Annotated in this window: 17 protein-coding genes and 1 pseudogene; 15 read left to right on the top strand and 3 right to left on the bottom strand. The window is 61.1% G+C overall.

Annotation, left to right across the window (positions count from 1 at the left end; genetic code table 11):
* The first annotated feature begins 47 nt into the window (after positions 1 to 47).
* A complete protein-coding gene (locus NCR34_RS19805) occupies positions 48 to 1,784 on the top strand; it encodes a histidine kinase famiy protein (protein WP_248324304.1) in 1,737 nt (578 codons plus the stop codon).
* Positions 1,774 to 2,175, top strand: coding sequence for a response regulator (locus tag NCR34_RS19800; protein ID WP_248324303.1), 402 nt, complete (start codon positions 1,774 to 1,776; stop codon positions 2,173 to 2,175). The genes NCR34_RS19805 and NCR34_RS19800 overlap by 11 nt, the downstream gene beginning before the upstream one ends.
* A gap of 54 nt (positions 2,176 to 2,229) precedes the next feature.
* Here NCR34_RS19800 and NCR34_RS19795 read toward each other — a convergent pair whose 3' ends face one another.
* Positions 2,230 to 3,591, bottom strand: a complete 1,362-nt coding sequence (locus tag NCR34_RS19795) for an ArsB/NhaD family transporter (RefSeq protein ID WP_248324302.1) — start codon at positions 3,589 to 3,591, stop codon at positions 2,230 to 2,232.
* A complete protein-coding gene (locus NCR34_RS19790; protein WP_248324301.1) occupies positions 3,588 to 4,622 on the bottom strand; it encodes an amino acid ABC transporter substrate-binding protein in 1,035 nt (344 codons plus the stop codon). The genes NCR34_RS19795 and NCR34_RS19790 overlap by 4 nt, the downstream gene beginning before the upstream one ends.
* 293 nt (positions 4,623 to 4,915) lie before the next feature.
* Between NCR34_RS19790 and NCR34_RS19785 the strand changes: the two genes are divergently transcribed.
* From NCR34_RS19785 to NCR34_RS19735, 11 genes and pseudogenes are all read left to right on the top strand, one after another.
* Entirely contained in the window at positions 4,916 to 7,414 is a 2,499-nt protein-coding gene (locus NCR34_RS19785) for a glycogen/starch/alpha-glucan phosphorylase (RefSeq protein WP_248324300.1), read from the top strand.
* 25 nt (positions 7,415 to 7,439) lie between these two features.
* A pseudogene (locus NCR34_RS19780) lies at positions 7,440 to 9,503 on the top strand (glycogen debranching protein).
* 92 nt (positions 9,504 to 9,595) lie between these two features.
* A complete protein-coding gene (locus NCR34_RS19775) occupies positions 9,596 to 11,185 on the top strand; it encodes an aspartate-alanine antiporter-like transporter (RefSeq protein ID WP_248324299.1) in 1,590 nt (529 codons plus the stop codon).
* Positions 11,186 to 11,207: 22 nt separating this feature from the next.
* Positions 11,208 to 12,203 carry a 2-hydroxyacid dehydrogenase gene (locus NCR34_RS19770; RefSeq protein ID WP_248324298.1) on the top strand — a complete coding sequence of 332 codons (996 nt, stop codon included), beginning with the start codon at positions 11,208 to 11,210 and terminating at the stop codon, positions 12,201 to 12,203.
* Positions 12,204 to 12,208: 5 nt separating this feature from the next.
* Positions 12,209 to 12,901: a hypothetical protein gene (locus NCR34_RS19765; RefSeq protein ID WP_248324297.1), complete on the top strand. Its 693-nt coding sequence runs from the start codon at positions 12,209 to 12,211 to the stop codon at positions 12,899 to 12,901.
* 472 nt (positions 12,902 to 13,373) lie between these two features.
* Positions 13,374 to 14,606 (top strand): DUF3300 domain-containing protein, encoded by a 1,233-nt coding sequence (locus NCR34_RS19760; protein WP_248324296.1) that lies wholly within the window; start codon positions 13,374 to 13,376, stop codon positions 14,604 to 14,606.
* A gap of 9 nt (positions 14,607 to 14,615) precedes the next feature.
* Positions 14,616 to 15,548, top strand: a complete 933-nt coding sequence (locus NCR34_RS19755) for a DUF2950 domain-containing protein (RefSeq protein WP_248324295.1) — start codon at positions 14,616 to 14,618, stop codon at positions 15,546 to 15,548.
* 57 nt (positions 15,549 to 15,605) lie between these two features.
* Positions 15,606 to 16,079, top strand: a complete 474-nt coding sequence (locus NCR34_RS19750; RefSeq protein WP_248324294.1) for a glycine zipper family protein — start codon at positions 15,606 to 15,608, stop codon at positions 16,077 to 16,079.
* A gap of 43 nt (positions 16,080 to 16,122) precedes the next feature.
* Positions 16,123 to 16,710: a hypothetical protein gene (locus NCR34_RS19745; RefSeq protein WP_248324293.1), complete on the top strand. Its 588-nt coding sequence runs from the start codon at positions 16,123 to 16,125 to the stop codon at positions 16,708 to 16,710.
* A gap of 37 nt (positions 16,711 to 16,747) precedes the next feature.
* Positions 16,748 to 17,260: a hypothetical protein gene (locus tag NCR34_RS19740; protein WP_248324292.1), complete on the top strand. Its 513-nt coding sequence runs from the start codon at positions 16,748 to 16,750 to the stop codon at positions 17,258 to 17,260.
* 13 nt (positions 17,261 to 17,273) lie between these two features.
* Positions 17,274 to 17,672, top strand: coding sequence for an RT0821/Lpp0805 family surface protein (locus NCR34_RS19735; RefSeq protein ID WP_371747497.1), 399 nt, complete (start codon positions 17,274 to 17,276; stop codon positions 17,670 to 17,672).
* A 21-nt stretch (positions 17,673 to 17,693) separates the two neighbouring features.
* On the opposite strand, the gene NCR34_RS19730 is transcribed toward NCR34_RS19735, so the two are convergent.
* Positions 17,694 to 18,608, bottom strand: a complete 915-nt coding sequence (locus tag NCR34_RS19730) for a hypothetical protein (RefSeq protein ID WP_248324790.1) — start codon at positions 18,606 to 18,608, stop codon at positions 17,694 to 17,696.
* Between the two features lie 305 nt (positions 18,609 to 18,913).
* On the opposite strand from NCR34_RS19730, the gene NCR34_RS19725 reads away from it, so the two are divergent.
* Together NCR34_RS19725 and NCR34_RS19720 are read left to right on the top strand one after the other, a co-directional pair.
* Positions 18,914 to 19,126 (top strand): DUF2964 family protein, encoded by a 213-nt coding sequence (locus NCR34_RS19725; RefSeq protein WP_248324291.1) that lies wholly within the window; start codon positions 18,914 to 18,916, stop codon positions 19,124 to 19,126.
* Positions 19,127 to 19,225: 99 nt separating this feature from the next.
* Entirely contained in the window at positions 19,226 to 19,483 is a 258-nt protein-coding gene (locus tag NCR34_RS19720) for an RNA recognition motif domain-containing protein (RefSeq protein WP_248324290.1), read from the top strand.
* Positions 19,484 to 19,522: the final 39 nt, after the last annotated feature.

Raw genomic sequence — 19,522 nt, 5'->3', positions numbered from 1 at the left:
GCATCTTCCGCGATGGGGCCAACATCACACACACTGGCGAATAAGATATGGCAAAGGGCAGCGACAAAGACGAAGTTTTGAGCAAGCACGGCGATGAACAGGGAGATGGCCAGAGCATCGGCCGGCCGGCAGACGGCGAACTGGAAGGCAGCGCTTATTCACCGTTAGGCAATCCCGGGATCAAGCACTGGCAGGCAAGCCAGATTTCCCGCCCTGGACTGGACGACCGCAGCAATATCTTCTTCGCTGCCGTCGAAATGACGCGAATGCCGATGGTCGTATCCGACCCGAATCAACCGGACAACCCTGTCGTTTTCGCCAACCGCGCGTTTCTCGACCTGACCGAGTACACCGAGGAGCAGGTTCTCGGACGCAACTGCCGATTCCTGCAGGGCGCGGAAACCGATGCGCGCGCTGTGGAAGAAATCCGTAACGCCCTGCGTGAGCAGCGGGCAGTCGCAGTGGACGTGCTGAACTACAAGGCGAGCGGCAAGCCCTTCTGGAATGCGTTATTTATCGGCCCCGTGTTCAATAAGGATGGGAAACTACTCTACTATTTCTCATCGCAGATGGACATTACTCGCCGCCGGATCTCGGAGCAGTCCTTCCTGCAGGCGCAGAAGATGGAGGCCATCGGGCAACTGACCGCGGGGCTCGCGCACGACTTCAACAACCTGCTGCAGATCATCACGGGGAATTTGGAACTGGCCGCAGCGTCTCTGCACGACAGGCAGGCAACCCGCGAAGCAATCGGGCGCGCCATGTCGGCGGGAGAGAAGGCGGGCAAACTCACTCAGCAACTACTCACGTTCGCTCGCAAGCAACGCCTGGAACCCAAACAACTCAATCTGAATACGCTGGTGGTCGAGTTCAGTGAGATGTTAGTCAGAACGCTCGGCGACAAGATCGACCTGCACCTCGATCTGAAGCCCGGCTTGCCGGCTTGCACCCTCGATGCCACGCATATGGAAATGGCATTGCTGAATGTGCTCATCAATGCTCGCGACGCGATGCCGAAGGGTGGGAGAGTCACGGTCGCCACCTCGGTCATCAATGACGCTGAGCGAATCGAGGCGCATAACCTGACGCCCGGAATCTATGTCGTGATCTGCGTGATCGATCATGGAGAAGGCATGACGCCGGACGTCGTGAGACGGGCCACCGAGCCGTTCTTCACGACCAAAGGGCCGGGCACGGGTCTTGGACTCGCAATGGTTCATGGCTTCGTACAACAGTCGCATGGCCGACTCGAAATAGACAGCACGCCCGGACAGGGAACGACCATACGCATGATCTTCCCGGTGGTCAGTCAGGCGGAAACCGATGTCAGCCAGAAAGGCGACAAATCTCTGAACTGGAGCACCGAAGCCATTCTCGGCAAGCATACGGTGCTGGTCGTGGACGACAACCGCGACGTTCGGGAACTCGCGTATGGCCATTTGAAGAATCTCGGCTATCGCGTATTGTCCGCGCAGAGCGGCGAGGAAGCACTGAAAGTCATCGAGCGATATGGCGATGTCGATTTGCTTTTCACTGACATCATCATGCCGGGAGGAATGAATGGGTTGCAGCTCGTGGAGCGAGTCAGAGAGCGACAACCGGATATCGCCGTGTTGCTCGCGACGGGCTATATGGATCAGCTTCCCGCCGCGAACGTGTCCGCAGCGCCCATCACCACGCTCACGAAGCCTTATCGGGTGAGCGACCTGGCCGAGCACGTGCGCGCCTCGCTCGAGAAGAAGTTTCCGTCGCAGGCAGCTGATGGTTTTCGCCATGAAGGATGAGACCCGAACAAGGCACGTACTGATTGTCGATGACGAGGTCGCGATCGCCTATGTTTTTCAGCGCTACTTCGAGTTGCGCGGATTCCGTGTTTCTGCGGCCTACGATGGAAACGCCGCGCTTGCCATTAGTCAGAGCGAGACCATCGACGCACTCGTCACTGACTTTCGTATGCCGGGGATGAACGGGCAAGAGCTTATCGAGCGTCTCAGGCAGACGGCCCCGCATCTGCCTGCGATCATCGTATCCGGGTTCGGTAGCGAGATTAGCGGACGTCCGGCTGGAGTGCGCGTTATCGGCAAGCCAGTCGAGCCGGCCTATCTCGTCGAGTGCGTCAGAGAAATGATCGCTGATGCAGACACCGTGCAGTGGTTGAACAACCCGAAAGATTGATGGAAAGAAGAAGCCCAGCGTAGCAGCGTGAGTTCAGCAATCGTTCATACGAAGTCAACGCAGTATCTTCGACAGGACCATCACATAAGCCGCTGTCACCGCGAGTTGACACAGCGTGACGGGCAAGCCATAGCGCAGGAAGCGGGCGAACGTGACCGGGCGTCCTTCGTTCGCGCAGACACCCGCGGCGACGATGTTCGCCGCCGACCCGATCAGCGTGGCGTTCCCCCCGAGCGTCGCGCCATACATCATGCCGACGAATACGGGTATCACTGTTTGGGGCCACTGTGTGAATTGATCGGCCATCGCCGCTTCAGGGACGAATTCGGCAGTCACAAGATAGGCTTTCAACATCACGATGGAAGCTGCCGCAACCGGGACGTTGGCCAATAACGACGACAGCAGGCCGATGCCGCTAATCATCGCGAGCGTGACGAGCGTCAGATTGGTCCCGAACCATTCATGAAGCCTGAGCGCCATCACCTGAAGCAGGCCGGTTTTGACCATTGCTTGCACGAGACAAAAGATGCACGCGAGAAACACGAGCGTTTTCCAGTCGACGTCGCGCAGCACGCGATCGGTCGGCTCGATCTTGAACGCATAGGCCACGAGAAGCGCGAGCGCGCTCGCGATCACGGCGACGGCTGGCGGAACGATGCGCGTCGGCAGTTCCTCGCCCAGGATGAATAGCAGCATCATCAGCGCGAGCACGACAAGGGACAGCGCTGCATAAACCGGCCTTTGCAACCTCGCATGTTGGACGCGCTTCGGCACGGGCCTGACGACGCCCCATATGTCCCGCATGATAAGCGGCAACAACGGAATGACCGCGACGATGGACAGCAGGCCGCCGAGACTCGCGTACCTGAGGTACTCGCCGAAGGTCATGCCGATAGAACTGCCGACAAGAAACGTGGCGGGGTCGCCGACGAGCGTCAGCAGCCCCGCAGCATTGCTGAGCATGGCGGTGAGAATAAGCGGCGACGCAATGTCCACATCCAATGCACGGGCCACGCGAACGATGATTGGTGCGAGCAGGATCACTGTCGTCGCGTTCGGCAAAAGGGCGCACAACGGCGCGACCACCACGATCAGCAGTAGCAGGAAGCGCTTGCCGCTTCCCGCGGTGGCCCGTAGATAGATGTCGCCGATCACGTCGAAGAGGCCAGTGGTCGCCAGAATACGCGCCACGACCATGCCGCCGAAGAGCAGGCTGATAGGGCCCGCCGAGGTTCGCGCGGTGGCGAGCAAGTCCTGTTCGTCGAGAATGCGCAGCGCAATGAGTATGCTGGCCCCGACGAGCGCCGCCACGGTCATGTCGATGACATTAAAGGCGATCACGAGTATGACCGCCGAGAAGACCCCGACGACGAGATAGATCTGCCAGTCGCTCACGATGCGTTCTTCCCTCTTCATTGCATCGGCGGGGCGTACATCAGGCCGCCGCGCGTCCATGAGTCATTGAGTCCTCGCTTCATCTGCAGAGGACTTGCACTGCCCAGATTGCGATCGAACATTTCTCCGTAGTTACCGGCACTGTTCAGCGCTCTTGCTGTCCAGCCGGGCTTTAGGCCGAGCATGGTCGTCACTGCTGCATCCGGAACCAGCGCGCGAGCCACGCGCGGATCGCGCATGCGTTCGACATGATTGGCGCGCGTCACGCCGAGTTCTTCGGCAGCGATCAACGTGAAAAGAACCCAACGCACGACGGTAAGCCACGCGCTATCGTCGTCTCGCACGACAGGGCCGAGCGGCTCCCTCGATATGCGTTCGGGAAGAATGACAACCGACGATGCCCCGCCCGGCGCGCGAGCTTGTAGGGCAGCGAGTAGCGACGCGTCCCCCGTGGACGCACTGCATTGGCCCTCGAGGAACGCGCGCTCTAGCGCATCCACCGATCCGACGACGAGCGGCTTGATATCCAGCGCATTCGCTTCGGCATACGTGGAAAGATTGCCCTCGCTCGACGTGTCGCGCAGCACGCATACGGTCGCGCCATTCAGGGACGAGGACGCGCGTATGGGGTTCTTCGTCCACACCATGAACGCCTGTGCGTCGTAGAAGAGAACGCCTGCGAACTGCACGCCGAGCGTCCCCTCGCGAAGCAAGGTCCAGGTCGTATTGCGCGCGAGCAGGTCGATGCGGCGCGTTCGAAGTGCGGGAAAGCGTGCGGACGTCCTGAGAGGAACGAATGCGACCTTGTCAGGATCGCCGAGGGCGGCGGCAGCCACGGCACGGCAGAAGTCGGCATCCATTCCCGTCCAGCGCCCGGACGCATCCTGAGCCGAGAAGCCGGCTATGCCTTCGCTCACGCCGCACCGCAGTGCGCCTCTCGCCTCGATCTGAGCGAGCGTCTCTGAACCGGCGGCCAGGGATGCGGCCGGCAACGCGAGCATGAGGAGGGCTGCGAGGACGACCGCGCAGATGCTTTCGGCAGCTCTTTTCATTGACTTCCCGGTTGAAGAACCGAATGCGTGGCCGGTCCGTTAGACATGGCGCACGGAACAATGCATCGCGCATTTGTCGTTAGGCCGTGAATACGTTTTAGGCGAATCAGTGTTCGTTTCAAGGCGCCTTTTCCTGAGAGTGTGGCCTTGCTCTCTGACGTCATTGAGAGAGATGTTGTAAGTGAATGAATAGTCTTCGTGGAGAAAGTGGAGCGTGAAAGCGCCAGAGTTCAAGCGCTTGAAATTTGTAGCTCCTAACATATCCTTGCAACGTATCGAATGACGAGGCGACCATGAACGATGCTCCTGTCCTAGACGCAGCCTCCCGTCGCGCGTCAGCGACGAATGAGCTCGCCGATAATCCGTTGCAGCACGACATCGTAAGGAACCTGATTTGTCGTCAGGCGCGCTACCCGGACATCGCTACTCGCCAAGACTGGTACATGGCGCTCGCGTTCAGCGTGAGAGACCGAATGCTGGCGCGCTGGGCCGCATCGATGAAAATCTATGCGGCGAAAGACGTGAAGGTCGCGTGTTATCTGTCGGCTGAATTCCTGATCGGTCCGCAACTCGGCAATAACCTGCTGAATCTGGCCATGCAGGACGAGGCTCGCAATGCGTTGAATGCGCTCGGCCAAGACCTCGACGCCCTGCTTGCGGTCGAAGAAGAACCGGGCCTCGGTAATGGCGGACTGGGGCGCCTCGCTGCCTGCTACATGGACTCGCTCGCTACTCTCGAGATACCCGCGATCGGTTATGGCATTCGCTACGAGTTCGGCATCTTCGATCAGCAGATCCGCGATGGCTGGCAGGTCGAGGTCACGGACAAGTGGCTCGAGAAGGGCAGTCCATGGGAAATCGCGCGGCCGGACGTGTGCTATTACGTCGGCTTTGGAGGACAAACGACACAGCGCACCGACGATCAGGGCCGTCTTTGCATCGAGTGGAAACCGGCGCAGCAGGTCAAGGGCGTGGCATGCGATTTCCCGGTGCAAGGCTACCGCGTGGACACCTGCAACGTGCTTCGGCTGTGGAAGAGCGAGGCAGTCGAGTCATTCGACTTTCAAGACTTCAACGCCGGCCAATATTACGAGGCGGTGCAGGAGAAAGTCTTGTCGGAAACGTTATCCAAGGTGCTATATCCGAACGACGAACCGGAAATAGGCAAGCGACTGCGACTCGCGCAGCAGTACTTCTTTGTATCGTGCTCGCTGCAGGACATGTTGCGGCTAATGACAATCAAAGGGACGTCGGTACACCATTTCGCCGATCTTTTCGCTGCCCAACTGAACGATACGCACCCGTCCATAGCGGTAGCCGAATTAATGCGTCTGCTTCTCGACGTGCACGGCCTGCCGTGGGACGAAGCGTGGGACATCACACGGCGCACGTTCGCCTATACCAATCACACCCTGTTGCCCGAAGCGCTCGAAACGTGGGGCCTGCCGCTCTTCCAGAGCATGCTGCCGCGCGCGCTCGAAATCATCTATGAAATAAACAGCCGTTTCCTGGAAGATGTACGGCGCGCCTTTCCGGGCGACGATGCCCGCGTGGCGCGCATGTCGCTCATCGACGAGGCCGGCGACAGAAAGGTGCGCATGGCGCACCTCGCCACGGTCGGTAGTCATGCAGTGAACGGCGTCGCAGCACTGCATTCGGATCTACTCAAGCAGACGGTGATGCGGGACTTCGCCGACATGTTTCCCGAACGGTTCTGCAACGTGACCAACGGCGTGACGCCGCGCCGCTTCTTGATGTTGAGCAATCCCGGACTGACACGTCTGCTCGACACGACCATCGGCGACGGATGGGCCACTGATCTATCGAGGCTCGATGCGCTGACAGCGCTCGCGGATGATCGCGGGTTCCATGACGCGTGGCGTTCCGTGCGGCGCGAGAACAAAGCGGCGCTCGCGGAGCGCATCAGGGATGCCACTGGAATCGTCGTCGATCCCGACGCGCTCTTCGACATACAGGTCAAGCGAATCCATGAATACAAGCGCCAGCATTTGAATGCGCTGTATATAGTGAGCTTGTACCGTCGCTTGTGCGCGAACCCGGACATTCCCTGTGCGCCGCGCTGCTTTATCTTCGGCGGAAAGGCTGCTCCCGGTTATGCGATGGCCAAACTCATTATCCGTTTGATCACGGGCATTGCGGATGTCGTCAACAACGACGCCGCGATCAGGGGGCGGCTGAAAGTCGTTTTCTATCCGGATTTCAATGTCAAGAACGGGCACTGGATCTATCCGGCGGCCGACCTCTCCGAGCAGATTTCGACGGCGGGAAAAGAGGCGTCGGGCACCGGCAACATGAAGTTCATGATGAACGGGGCGCTGACAATAGGCACGCTGGATGGCGCCAACGTGGAGATTCGCGAGGAAGCGGGCGCCGAGAACTTTTTTCTCTTTGGACTCACTGCTCAACAGGTCGAGCAGGCAAAGCGCGAAGGATACCGGCCCGCTCAATACATGGAGTCGAATGAAGTTTTGCGCGATGCAGTCGAAGACATCGCGCAAGGGCGCTTTTCGGGCGGCGACAAGAATGTATTTCGGCCGCTGGTCGACAACCTCGTGCAATTTGACCCGTTCCTCGTATTGGCCGACTTCGCGGATTACTGCGCATGCCAGGAACGCGTAAGCGAAACATGGGCAGATGTGCAGCAATGGACTCGCATGTCGATCATGAACACCGCGCATTCGGGCAAGTTCTCGTCAGACCGCGCGATCAGCGAATACTGCAAGCGCATCTGGAAAACGTCGGCAGTGAGGATCGACCTTGCTCAGAGCTAACGTCGACAGCGCGCACAGCTATCGTGTGCAGCCGGGTTCGCGGTTTCCTATCGGCGCGACAGTCGCAGAGGGCGGCGTCAACTTTTGCCTGTTCTGCCGGCACGCGACAGGCATGGAGCTGTTGCTCTACGCTTCGACGGAAAGCACCGAGCCGTTCCAGATTGTCTCGCTCGCGCCCGAGGTGAACCGGACGTTCTATTTCTGGCATGTCTTTGTCGAAGATCTACCGGTTCACTGTTGCTACACGTGGCGTGCCTGCGGTCCACATGGCGTACCCCAAATGGATGACGCTGCCGCCAGCCGCAAGGAACTGCTCGATATACACGCGCGGGCGGTCAGCGAGCGTTTCTGGAACCGCCAGCAGGCTTCGGAGGCGCAAGGCGCGCCACACGCATCGTTGAGAGCCATCGTCACGGAACCTCTCGAAACGCGGGACGACGTCGACATTCGCACGCTGGACGATGCCATCATCTATGAGTTGCATGTAGGCGGCTTCACGCGGCATCCGTCGAGCGGTGTCCGATGTCCCGGTACGTTCGCCGGCGTGATCGAGAAAATCCCTTATCTGAAGGAGTTGGGCGTCACGCATGTCGAGTTGCTTCCGGTCATGGCATTCGACGAGCAGGACGTTCCGCCTTCCGCAGCCGCAAAAGGACTCACGAATTTCTGGGGCTACAGCACGCATAGCTTCTAAAGTCCGCATTCGCGCTATTGCGTGGAAGCGGCACGAGCGCCGCAGGAATTTCGCGCGCTCATCGACGCCATGCACGCGGCGGGCATTCGCGTGCTGCTGGACGTCGTGTTCAATCACACTGCGGAGGCCGGTGCAAACGGTCCCGTCATCAACTTCAAGGTGCTCGCGAACGATATCTTCTATCACGTCGATCCAGCCGATGGCGGCCGTTACCGCGACTATACGGGCTGTGGCAACACGATCAACTGCAATCATCCGCTGGTGTGCGCGTTCATTCTGCGATGTCTGGAGTATTGGGTACGCGACCTCGGTGTCGATGGTTTCCGGTTCGATCTCGCGAGCGTCTTCACGCGCGGCGAGGGCGGCGGGCTAATGCGCAACCCGCCGTTGCCTTGGGCGATAGAATCGTCGGAAATGCTCTCGCGCGTGCCGCTGATTGCCGAAGCATGGGACGCGGGCGGCCTCTATCACGTAGGCGCGTTTCCGGGGATGGCGTGGGCCGAATGGAATGGACGCTACCGCGACGTGATTCGACGCTTCGTGCGCGGCGACCCCGGGCTCATCGGGCAAGTATGTACGTGCATGGCGGGAAGCGCGGATCTCTACCAGGCGGATGGCAGGCTGCCCGCCAACAGCATCAACTTCGTCACCTGTCACGACGGCTTCACGTTACTCGATCTCGTGAGCTATAACGCGAAGCACAATGAGGCAAACGGCGAAGACAACCGCGACGGCACCAACGATAACCTCTCGTGGAATTGCGGCGCGGAAGGCGAGACGCACGATCACGCGGTCATCGGTCTGCGTCTCAAGCAGGCGCGCAACTTCATGGCGATCCTGCTTTTGAGCCAGGGCGTACCGATGATTCTCGCGGGCGATGAAGTCCTGCGCAGCCAGCGAGGCAATAACAACGCGTTCTGCCAGGACAATGAGCTGTCGTGGCTTGACTGGCGTACCTCGCGCGATGCGCTCGACATGTTGCGCTTCGTGCGCGAATTCATCGCACTGCGCAAGCGGCACGCGAGCCTGCGCCGCCGACGCTTCTTGACGGGGCGGCCTGCGAACGGCGACGTTTATCCCGACGTTGCATGGCACGGCGAGCGACTGGGCGAGCCGCCGTGGCATGACCCCGCCGCACGTCTCGTCGCCTTCACGCTTGCCGCGCAAGCACCGGGCGAAGCCATGTTGCACATCATCATGAACATGAACGACGACGCGCGTATCGTCGCGGTGCCTGTCCTCGACAAGCAAACTTGGCGGCGCATCGTCGATACATCGCTTGCATCGCCGCTCGATATTGTTTCGGATACCGTAACAGCGAAGGCGGAATCGGATGCCTGCCATGTCGCGCCACGTAGCGTGGTCGTCCTAGAATCGCACCGAAACGCAACTTGACCGTGCTCGTCAATACCGCTGGACTGCTTCAGACAAACCGCCTTTAATGATTCTGTATCGCTGCGTTGCCTGATTCATTAACGGGAGGCCGCATGGACGCAGTCAGAACGTTTCTCGAAAGCCAGTCGCTCTTCGCATTGTTTCTCACGATCGCACTCGGCTATCTCATCGGCGAGATCACGATCAAAGGCGTCGCGCTCGGCTCGGGGGCCGTGCTGTTTGTCGGACTCGCCATCGGCGCCTTTGCGCCAAAGTCGGCGCCGCCGGCCTTGCTCGGCACGCTCGGCTTGCTGCTGTTTCTATACGGCATCGGCATTCAGTACGGCGCGCAGTTCTTCAGAGGGCTCACGAGCCGCGAAGGGGCGAAGGCGAACGCGGCCGCTTGCCTCGGCGTCATTGCGGCCGGTCTCGTCTCATGCGCTTTTATCCGCTTCGGCATCACGCTCGCTGATGCGTTGGGCATGTTCGCAGGCAGCGGGACCAGCACGGCAAGTCTTCAGGTCGCCATTGCTTCGATGAAGAGCAATGATGCGGCCGTGGGCTATAGCGTCGCTTATCCGTTCGGCGTGGCCGGTCCCATTCTCTTTCTCTATGCGCTTAACGTATTGCTGAAAGTCTCGATTCCGAAGCCGCCAGCGAAGGTACTCGAAACGGCAGAGATCGCGCTAAAGAACGCGAGCTTCTTCGGGCTGCGCCTATCGGAACTATTGAGCCGCTTGCCGCTGGGCGTGTCGATTGCGGCGGTGCGGCGCGCGCATCGTAATCAGTTGCCCGCCGACGACTTCATCGTGCAGTCCGACGACGTGCTGCTTGTCACCGCCACGGACAAGCGCTTGCTCGACGAGGCCACGGCATTATGTGGCGAGTCGCAGCCAGGACGCATCGCGAGCGATCGCGAAGACATCGACTATATGCGGGTGTTCGCATCGAATTCGGCGGTGGTCGGCATGCCGCTCGGCAAGCTGCGATTTCCCGGCGGCGTGAACTGTTCGATCGCGCATGTGCGCCGGGGCGACGCCGATTTACTCTCGACGCCCGATCTCATTCTCGAAGCAGGGGACCGCGTGGGCGTGCTCGTGAATCGCGCGCATCGCGCGACGATTCGGGCGTTCTTCGGCGATTCGATCAAGGGCACAGCGGACCTCAGCTTCATTTGCCTTGGAATCGGCGCAGCGGCGGGGCTGCTGCTAGGGGCCGTTCCGTTGCGGTTTCCCGGCCTCGGCAGCTTCAGCCTCGGTCTCGCTGCGTTGCTGCTGCTCGCGCTGTGCCTTGGCAAAGCAAGGCGCAACGGACCGTTCGTGTGGGTCATGCCGCTATCGGCGAATCTGGTTCTGCGCAATCTCGGGCTCACGATCTTTCTTGCGCAGGTCGGAATTTCATGCGGGCCGAAGTTCGTGGCGACCGTGGGCACAGCGGGGCCGCTGCTGCTTCTTTATGGCGTGATCACGCTGCTCGTGCTCGTGGGCGTAACGGCCGCGTCGTGCCTATGGCTATTCAAGCTGCCCTTCGATACCTCGGCCGGCGTCGTATGCGGCGCGACCGGTAATCCTGCCATTCTCGCGTTCGCCAATCGTATCGCGCCCACGGATCAGCCCGACGTCATGTACGCGATGATTTTCCCGTCGATGACCATCGTCAAAGTGCTGTTCGTGCAGATCGCAATCTCGCTGGCTAGCGGCTAGCTCTCGTATCGGAGATGAAATCATGGACGTGGCGATATTCAGTTCGACGCGTTATGAGCGCGAGTTTCTGGACCAGGCGAACGAATCCGCGCACCACAGGCTCAAATACCTCGACGTGTCGCTGAATCGCGATACGGTCGGGGAGGCTGCGGGATTCGGCGCGGTGTGCATCTTCGTGAATGACAAGGCAGACGCCGCCGTTCTGGAGGCGCTGAAAAGCGGCGGCACCGGATTGCTCGCGCTGCGCTGCACGGGCTTCAACAACGTCGACCTCGAAGCCGCCGCGCGGCTCGGGCTGAAGGTCGTTCGCGTCGTGACGTATTCGCCGAACTCAGTCGCCGAACATGCCGTCGCGCTGTTGCTCGCGATCAATCGAAAGGTGCATCGCGCCTACAACCGTACGCGCGATTCCAATTTCTCTCTCGACGGACTCATCGGCTTCGATCTGTGCGGCAAGACGGTGGCCGTCGTGGGCACCGGTAAGATCGGCTGCGTCTTTGCGAAGATCATGCTCGGCTTCGGCTGTACTGTCATCGGCTACGATCCGTATCCCTCGCAAGAATTCGAGGCGATGGGCCTGCGTTATGCGCAGCCAGGTGAGATCGGGGAAAAGGCCGATGTCATTTCACTGCACTGTCCGCTGACGCCTGCGACGCATCACATCATCAATGCGGACACGCTTCAGCGTGCCAAGCGCGGCGCCTTGCTCATCAATACGAGCCGGGGCGCGCTTATCGACACGGGGGCCGTGATCGAAGCACTCAAAAGCGGGCAACTAGGCGGACTCGCGATCGACGTGTATGAGCAGGAGGCGGACTTATTCTTCCGCGATCTGTCCAATGAAATCATTCCGGACGACATCATTCAGCGGCTCATCTCATTCCCCAATGTGATCGTGACCGGGCATCAGGCGTATTTGACACGCGAGGCGCTATCGACTATCTGTGAGACCACGCTCGCGAGCATCACCGCGTTCGAGCATAACGAACCGCTCGTGAACGAAGTCAAGACCGGGTGATATTCATGCTGCCGGACACCACCGCCGACGCCGCACTCGTCGAACCGCGCGGCAACACGCGAGCGCCCGTGCTGGACACGGTCGACCGCGTTTCCGAACTATGTTTCGGATTGTTCATGGCGCTGACGTTCGTCGGTACGGTGTCGGCAGCGACGAGCGGCGAAGATGCCGGCCGCAAGATGCTGTACACGGCCCTCGGCTGCAATCTTGCTTGGGGGCTCGCGGATGCCGTCATGTATCTGATGCGCACGCTCGTGAACCGAGGGCGGCGGCGCACGCTCGCGTTTGCGATCAGGCGCGAACTCGACGCGGCAGAGGGCGTGCGAGAACTGCGCGCGAGACTACCGCCGTTTCTCGCGCCATTCTTCACGGACGCCGAGCTCGAATCGATTCGCAGCCGGATCGCTCGATACGATGCGCTCCCTGAGCGTCCCTCGCTGGAGCGCGACGATATTCTTGCCGCGCTCGGCATCTTCATCCTTATCGTGCTGTCCACGTTTCCGGTCGCCGCTCCGTTCGTCATCATCCGGCATGTTCCCACTGCGTTGCTCGTGTCACGTGCGCTGACGCTCGTCATGCTATTCGGATGCGGCGTTGCTTTGGGATCCTATGCTGGATGGGGCGCGCTGAAAGCGGGGTTGGCGATGGTGACGTTGGGCGTGCTTCTGACGATGGCGATCATCGCGCTGGGCGGGTAAGTCAGATCGATCGGTCAGCCGATGAATGCATCTAAATGACCGCGCCCGAGTCTTGAATTCGCCAAAGGGTTCGCATATCTTTCAATCACTATCTCGTGCTCATGGCCGCGCTCTTTAGCGCGTTGCGCTACAAGCGGCGAAACCAAAGTAACGAATGACGACGCTGCTTTGCTCGTGTATTTCCTTGCGGATCACCTCGTTTTCCAGAGTGCCCGACGCCACGCGATTCATCTATGACCAGAAGAAGGCGGAAGCCGCGAAGTAACGTGACGCAGCTATTGCCGCCGCCCATCATGACTCGGCTCAATAAGGTATTCAAACGCCCTTAAGCTTTTCTTAAGCAAGAGTGAATGAGTTTGTCTCACTGTCTTGAACGATCGGTGAAAGACCCAATGCGCTGCGGGGTACAGCTTGCGCTTTGGGCGAATGGGTAGAACAGGCGAGAGACGGCCACCTCGGTGGTAAGACAACAATGCCCAAGTTCATCAACGTGCTTCTGGTCGTGTCGGCGCTCGCAGGTGGCACGCATGCGCTCGCTCAGGCGCCGGCGGCAAGCGTCCCGCCGCCCGCGGCAATGAGTGCCGCGGATCTGGACAAGCTCGTCGGTCCCATCGCGCTCTATCCCGACGACCTCGTTGCGATCATTCTTCCCGCTTCGACGTATCCGGTCGAAGTGGTGCAGGCCGACCGGTTTCTCGAACGCAGAAAGACGGACAAGAATCTTCCGGTCGATGAACGCTGGCAAGACTCGGTGAAGGCGCTGCTCAACTATCCCGAGATCGTGAAGAAGATGAGCTCGGATCTCGACTGGACGGTTGCGCTCGGCGAAGCAGTCGTGGCGGATCAGAACGCCGTCTTGCAAGCCGTGCAGCGTTTTCGCCGGCAAACTCAGTCGGTCGGCAACTTAAAGAGCGACGACAAGCAGACGGTCGTGGTCGAGAAGGAAGTGATCAAGATCGTGCCGTCTAACCCGGAAGTCATCTATGTACCGCAGTACAACCCGTCCACAGTGGTCGTGAGCAGTCCGACGCCGGTCTATACGTACGCTCCGGCGCCTTACCCCGTCTACTACTATCCGTATGCACCCGGCGCGGCCTTCGCCACCGGCATGATCTGGGGCGCGGCCATCACCGCGGCGTGGAACGGCGGACGGTACGAGGCCAACTATAACGGCGGCAATAACACCATCAACATCAACCGCGAACAGAACGCCAATCGAGCCGACGTGCAGAACAACCTGAGCAATCGCGCGGCGAACCGGTCGGGATCGGGTGCAACGCAACAGTCGAGCACATGGCGCTCCGAGAAGAAGCCGGGACAGGTCTCCGGCACGGGCGGACGGTCCTCGATGCAGCGCGTGGGCGACGCGCCTTCGCGTGGAAGCGGAGCAGGCGCGGGTTTCGGCGGGGCCGGCGGCACCGAGCGCGCGTCCGCACGCACGCAACCCGCCATGCAGAACACGCCTCGCGCGCAGGGCGCGTCGAACTTTCAGGCGCGCGGGGGCGATGCATTCAGCGGCTATGGCTCGGGCCAAAGCGCCCGCGCGGACAGCGCGCGCGGGGCCGCGAGCCGGCAGTCGATGGCAGGCGGCCAGGGCGGTCGCAACTTCCAGGGCGGCGGTGGCGGCTTTGGTGGTGGCGGAGGCGGTGGCTTCTCAGGAGGCGGCGGTCGCAGCTTCGGCGGCGGCCGCGGGGGTCGTCGCTAGGGGATGCCTATGAACACTCATCGAACCGATGGCCGGTTGACTCGTCTCGTCATTGCGTTTGCGACAGTCGCGATGTTGCTCGCGCCCGCGACGCTCTTCGCAGCGACCGACCAGCAGACCTTCGCGACACCCGAGGAAGCGGTGAGCGCACTCGTGCAGGCGCTCAAATCGGACGATGACGCCGCGCTCATCGGCATCTTCGGCAGCGCGCACAAGCGACTCGTCGTGACATCCGACGAAGCCGAGAATCGCCAGTTGCGCGCCAATGCGCTCGCCGAATTCGAGGCGTTTCACCGGCTCGAAGAGGCTTCGCCCGACCGCCGCATTCTCGTGATCGGCGACGATGCGTGGCCAATGCCCATTCCGCTCGTTCGAGAGAACGGCGTCTGGCGCTTCGCCACGGAAGAAGGCGAGCAGGAGGTGCTGGACCGGCGTATCGGCGCGAACGAGCGCGAGGCGATCAAGGTGCTGCGCGCGTATCTCGATGCGCAGCGCGAGTACGCTTCCCAAGATCGCATGGGGGACGGCGTGTTGCAGTACGCGCGCAAGCTCGGCAGTTCGCCCGGCAAGCGCGACGGACTCTATTGGCCGGCGGATGCGAGTCGGGGCGAAGAACAAAGTCCCTTCGGTCCGTTGATCGCCGCGAGCTCGACCTATTTCACGGACCGTCACGCGGGCGACCCGTATCACGGCTACCACTTTCGCATTCTCACGCGGCAAGGCAAGAACGCGCCGGGAGGCGCTTTCAGCTACATCATCAATGGACGCATGCTGGCCGGCTTCGCGATGGTGGCGTACCCGGCGCAATACGGCGAGAGCGGCGTCATGACATTCATTGTCAATAACAACGGCGTGGTGTATCAGAAGAACCGGGGCCCGTCTGCGCAACCGCTGACGGAATTCGATCCGGACCCGACGTGGACGCGCGTGAACGAACCGTGACGGAGGGCTCGCTGCGTCGCGATGCAGGCTGAAAGTCTGACAATTGAAGGAGTCCATATGAACGCACTGTGTTTGCGCGCGCTCTGCGCCATTGTGATCGCCTCGCTCGCCCTGGAAGCTCTTGCGCAAAGCAAGCCAATCGCGTATCCGTCGAAAGGACAAAGCGCGCAACAACAACAGAAGGATGACGGCGCGTGCTACAGCTGGGCGAAGAGCAACACGGGTATCGACCCCGCGACCGCATCGACGGCGCCGCCGCCGCAATCGGGCCCGGCTGTCGGCGGCGGCGAGCGCGTGGCCGGCGCGGCGCGCGGCGCGGCCGGTGGCGCGGTGATCGGCGCGATCGCGGGCGATGCCGGCAAGGGCGCGGCCATCGGCGCGACAGCCGGCACCATGGCGGGCGGCGTGAGGGCCCGTCAGAACCGGCGCGCGCAGCAGGCCAACGCGCAAGCGCAGAGCCAGGGCGCCATGGATACCTATAACCGCGCGTGGGCCGCATGCATGCAGGGGCGCGGCTATTCGATCCAGTAGCGTTAGCGAGGTTTCTTGCGTCAATCGAATGAGGAGTGTCGAAATGAAGCGTGTCAGTCTGGTCGTCATCTCGTGCCTTGTCCTTTTCACAACCGCATTCGCAGCCGAGCCGCAAACCGACGCGACCATTACGCGGGACGCAAACAGCGCTACCGTGCAAGGCGTGTCGAAAGTGACCGCGACCATCGTCGGCATCGACCGGGCCACGCGCACCGTGACGCTCAAGACAGCGGCCGGCAAGGTGATGGAACTGGAAGTGACCAACGAGGCGCGCAATTTCGACCAGCTTGCGGTGGGCGATCTCGTGACCACGCAGTATCGTGAATCGCTGACGCTGAGTCTCGTCGACAAGAAGACGTCGCCATCGGCGTCCGAGAAGGCGACGGCCGAACGCGCGCCCGTGGGCGCGAAGCCGGGTGGGGAGATAGGCCGCGAAGTGACGATCATCGCCGACGTCGTGGCAGTGGACCGGCATGCGAAGACCGTCACGCTGCGCGGACCGCGAGGCGATACGGTCGATCTGCATGTGGAGGACCCGGACCGGCTCAAGCGCGTGAAGAAGGGCGATCAGGTGAAGGCCGTCTATACGGAGGCGCTCGCGATATCCGTGGAACCGGCCGCGAAGAAATAGGGTGCAGCGCGCGACCATGGATTATCCGGGCATAGCCATGCCAGAACGCATCGCAGTGGCGTTATCACGCGGCGCATGCATCGCCGTGCTTGCGCTCGCAGGCTGCGCGCAGCCGGAGCAGCACGTCGAGCCGGGTATGGATCAGCAGGCTATCGTCGCGCGGCTGGGAACGCCGAAGGAAACGTATGATTTGCCGGGTGGCGGCAAGCGGCTCATGTGGCCCACGCAGCCGATGGGCAGCACTACCACGGCCGTCGATGTCGATGCATCGGGCAAGGTGGTGAGCGTCCGGCAAGTGCTTCAGGACAACGAGTTCTACCGCGCGGAAGTAGGCAAATGGACGCGCGATGACGTATTGATGAACTTCGGCCGCCCGTTCGAGACGGCGCACTACAAACGAATGAATCGCGACGTGTGGTCGTATCGGTACATGGAGAACAACATCGATCATATGCTGTTCCACTTTTATTTCGACGAACAAGGCGTGCTGCGCCAAACGCAGAAGCAGCCCGACCCGAAGTACGATCCGAGCCAACGCAACGTGTTATGAACGACACCGAACCATGATCCGGCTATCGCGCGGTCTCGCATACACGGTCGCCAAATGCAGCGTCGCGGCGACGCTCTCGATGTCCTGCGCCTGCGCGTTCGCCAACAATCTGAACTTCCTGCGCGACACGCCGATCAGCTATATGAAGCCCGCTGACCGCCAGGCGCTCAACCGTGCCGCCCAGCATGCGCTCGACACGCAGAAGGACGGGCAGTCGGTTCCCTGGAACAATGAAGGCACGGGCAATCCGGTTCACATCGAAGGCACCGTCACGCCGCGCGACACCACGCAAAGCGGCGGCGAAACGTGCCGCAGCGTGACGCTCGTTGCTGTCGCGAAGGGGCAGACGCAGAGCTGGACACCGGTCGCCTGCAAGAAGGCAAGCGGCGAATGGCGTATCAAGAAGCGGTGAAGGCCGCATGTGGCGACAGAGTCAGAAGCTAACAGCGAATCCAAAGGACACGCCATGCACGTTGTGTCCGAAGACATACCGCACCATGGCGCGCGTGCGCGTGATGACGATCGGGTACTTGCTGCTGTCGAGTTCCAGCCCTACGCCGAGCGAGGTGAGGTCGTTGAAGCCGAGCGCGCCGGCGCTGTCGCCGAAGTAATGCGAGTACGCGGTTTCGAGCACGTAGCGAAGCGGCCTGTCTAACGCGCTCAGGCCGGTCGGCGCGCGCCAGCGAGCCCACAGGCTGAATTGCTGCGCGGTCGCGGATCCCTGCACGGCGTCGGACGACGAGCCGAAGCTGCGTAGATAGATATCGGTCGCGCGCAGTTCCACGTCGACTTCGTAATGCTCGCGATAGTGCTCGAGATCGAGCATCAGCGACCCGCCGACGCCATAGGCGTTGAGCACGCCGTCTTCGAGGAATTGCAGGTTCGCGTCGGCCACATGGTTGAAGACGGTCTGCGCGATGCGCAGGTCGCTCGCCACGCGGCCCACCATGCCGTTCACGATCGGCCGCAGGCGCAGTTCATCGGTAATCGGAAAGTCCCAGCCGATGCCCACCGTCGTGCTCGCCGTGTTCCATTTGGTCGGCACAGGACGTTCCTGATTGCCGTCGGTGGCGATGAAGGTCGGATCGTAGCGGCTATAAGCGACCGTGCCTTCGAGATAGAGCGGAAACGACCTGCTGATGGTGAAGCCGCCGCCGAATTGCGTCTGACCGAATCCCGGGTTGCCGGTGGTGCCGCTATTGATGGAGAGCGAGCTCGTGGTCACGTCGGGCACGGCCGTGTACGACATGATGGCGAGCACGGCGTCCGCGTACTGCTTGACGTTCGCGCCGACGAACGTGCGGCCCGGCGCCTGCGGTGGCGTGTTCTGAGCCTGTGCGTGATCCATCGCTATCAAGAGAACGAGCGAGAGCAACGAAGCCACGAATCCATGCAATCGGCCGTGCTTCAGAATCGCGTTCGGCATGTTCGGCCTCTGTTGAGATGCACGGCTGTCCAAGTCGTACCTGCATCCTTTCGCGCCGCCGGTGGCGCTCGCAGGACCGGCGCAGTGGCTCGATTTCAGTGGCAATACGCTAGCAATTTAGTCCAACGCGCCGAACGCGCCAAGCGGATTGCAGCAAGTGTGTCCACAGGACCACTCAGAATTTCCTAAACTGAAGTATCCGATGCATGGCAACCGCGGAGGCATGGATGAGACGAACCGAGGTTCGAAGCGTGTGTGCCGCAATCGGCGTTTTCATCTGGCTGGGCGGACTGTATGCCACGATTCACGGTCTTCTGTATGACACCACATCCGAATTCCGCTATGGCATGCTGGCGCTCGCATTGGGCATCGTCATATTCGTGAGCGCGCTCAATCCGCTCGCGCAGCGCAAATCTAAGGCGCGGGACGAACGCGGTTGATTCGTTAAGCACATCACGCAGCCGACGCGCGACACGACCAGGCACGCGGCTCGTCGAACTCACCTGGCTCTAACCGGTGCATTGAGGGAGGACATCGCGATGAGTGATCTCTGGCTAGGCAATGTCGAACCGAACACGACGGACGATGAAATTCGCGATTTTCTCTGCAAGTACGGGTTTCCTGCGTTCGACGCGATAGAGCGCGTTCCCGGCACCGGCGAACGTCCCGCTGCGGTCGTGAGCTTTCACTCGCTCGAGCCGCACATGTTGCGCACGCTCCAGCCGCGCGTCCACAACATGTTCTGGAAGGACCGCACGCTCGTGGCGCAGGTCATGCCCGAGCGCAACGAAACGTGAAGCACGCGTGCGTCGCTTGAAACGAGCGCCACGCATGAC

This window comes from Caballeronia sp. GAWG1-5s-s (assembly GCF_023631445.1).
Taxonomy (GTDB): domain Bacteria; phylum Pseudomonadota; class Gammaproteobacteria; order Burkholderiales; family Burkholderiaceae; genus Caballeronia.
The sequence above is the reverse complement of the archived record's forward strand: the minus strand, read 5'-3'. Positions and strand labels throughout refer to the sequence as shown.

Bases quoted from the DNA above. Each gene is read 5' to 3' on its own strand.
- NCR34_RS19805 (WP_248324304.1), top strand. From the start codon at position 48: ATGGCAAAGGGCAGCGACAAAGACGAAGTTTTGAGCAAGCACGGCGAT.
- NCR34_RS19800 (WP_248324303.1), top strand. From the start codon at position 1,774: ATGAAGGATGAGACCCGAACAAGGCACGTACTGATTGTCGATGACGAG.
- NCR34_RS19795 (WP_248324302.1), bottom strand. From the start codon at position 3,591: ATGAAGAGGGAAGAACGCATCGTGAGCGACTGGCAGATCTATCTCGTC.
- NCR34_RS19790 (WP_248324301.1), bottom strand. From the start codon at position 4,622: ATGAAAAGAGCTGCCGAAAGCATCTGCGCGGTCGTCCTCGCAGCCCTC.
- NCR34_RS19785 (WP_248324300.1), top strand. From the start codon at position 4,916: ATGAACGATGCTCCTGTCCTAGACGCAGCCTCCCGTCGCGCGTCAGCG.
- NCR34_RS19775 (WP_248324299.1), top strand. From the start codon at position 9,596: ATGGACGCAGTCAGAACGTTTCTCGAAAGCCAGTCGCTCTTCGCATTG.
- NCR34_RS19770 (WP_248324298.1), top strand. From the start codon at position 11,208: ATGGACGTGGCGATATTCAGTTCGACGCGTTATGAGCGCGAGTTTCTG.
- NCR34_RS19765 (WP_248324297.1), top strand. From the start codon at position 12,209: ATGCTGCCGGACACCACCGCCGACGCCGCACTCGTCGAACCGCGCGGC.
- NCR34_RS19760 (WP_248324296.1), top strand. From the start codon at position 13,374: ATGCCCAAGTTCATCAACGTGCTTCTGGTCGTGTCGGCGCTCGCAGGT.
- NCR34_RS19755 (WP_248324295.1), top strand. From the start codon at position 14,616: ATGAACACTCATCGAACCGATGGCCGGTTGACTCGTCTCGTCATTGCG.
- NCR34_RS19750 (WP_248324294.1), top strand. From the start codon at position 15,606: ATGAACGCACTGTGTTTGCGCGCGCTCTGCGCCATTGTGATCGCCTCG.
- NCR34_RS19745 (WP_248324293.1), top strand. From the start codon at position 16,123: ATGAAGCGTGTCAGTCTGGTCGTCATCTCGTGCCTTGTCCTTTTCACA.
- NCR34_RS19740 (WP_248324292.1), top strand. From the start codon at position 16,748: ATGCCAGAACGCATCGCAGTGGCGTTATCACGCGGCGCATGCATCGCC.
- NCR34_RS19735 (WP_371747497.1), top strand. From the start codon at position 17,274: ATGATCCGGCTATCGCGCGGTCTCGCATACACGGTCGCCAAATGCAGC.
- NCR34_RS19730 (WP_248324790.1), bottom strand. From the start codon at position 18,608: ATGGATCACGCACAGGCTCAGAACACGCCACCGCAGGCGCCGGGCCGC.
- NCR34_RS19725 (WP_248324291.1), top strand. From the start codon at position 18,914: ATGAGACGAACCGAGGTTCGAAGCGTGTGTGCCGCAATCGGCGTTTTC.
- NCR34_RS19720 (WP_248324290.1), top strand. From the start codon at position 19,226: ATGAGTGATCTCTGGCTAGGCAATGTCGAACCGAACACGACGGACGAT.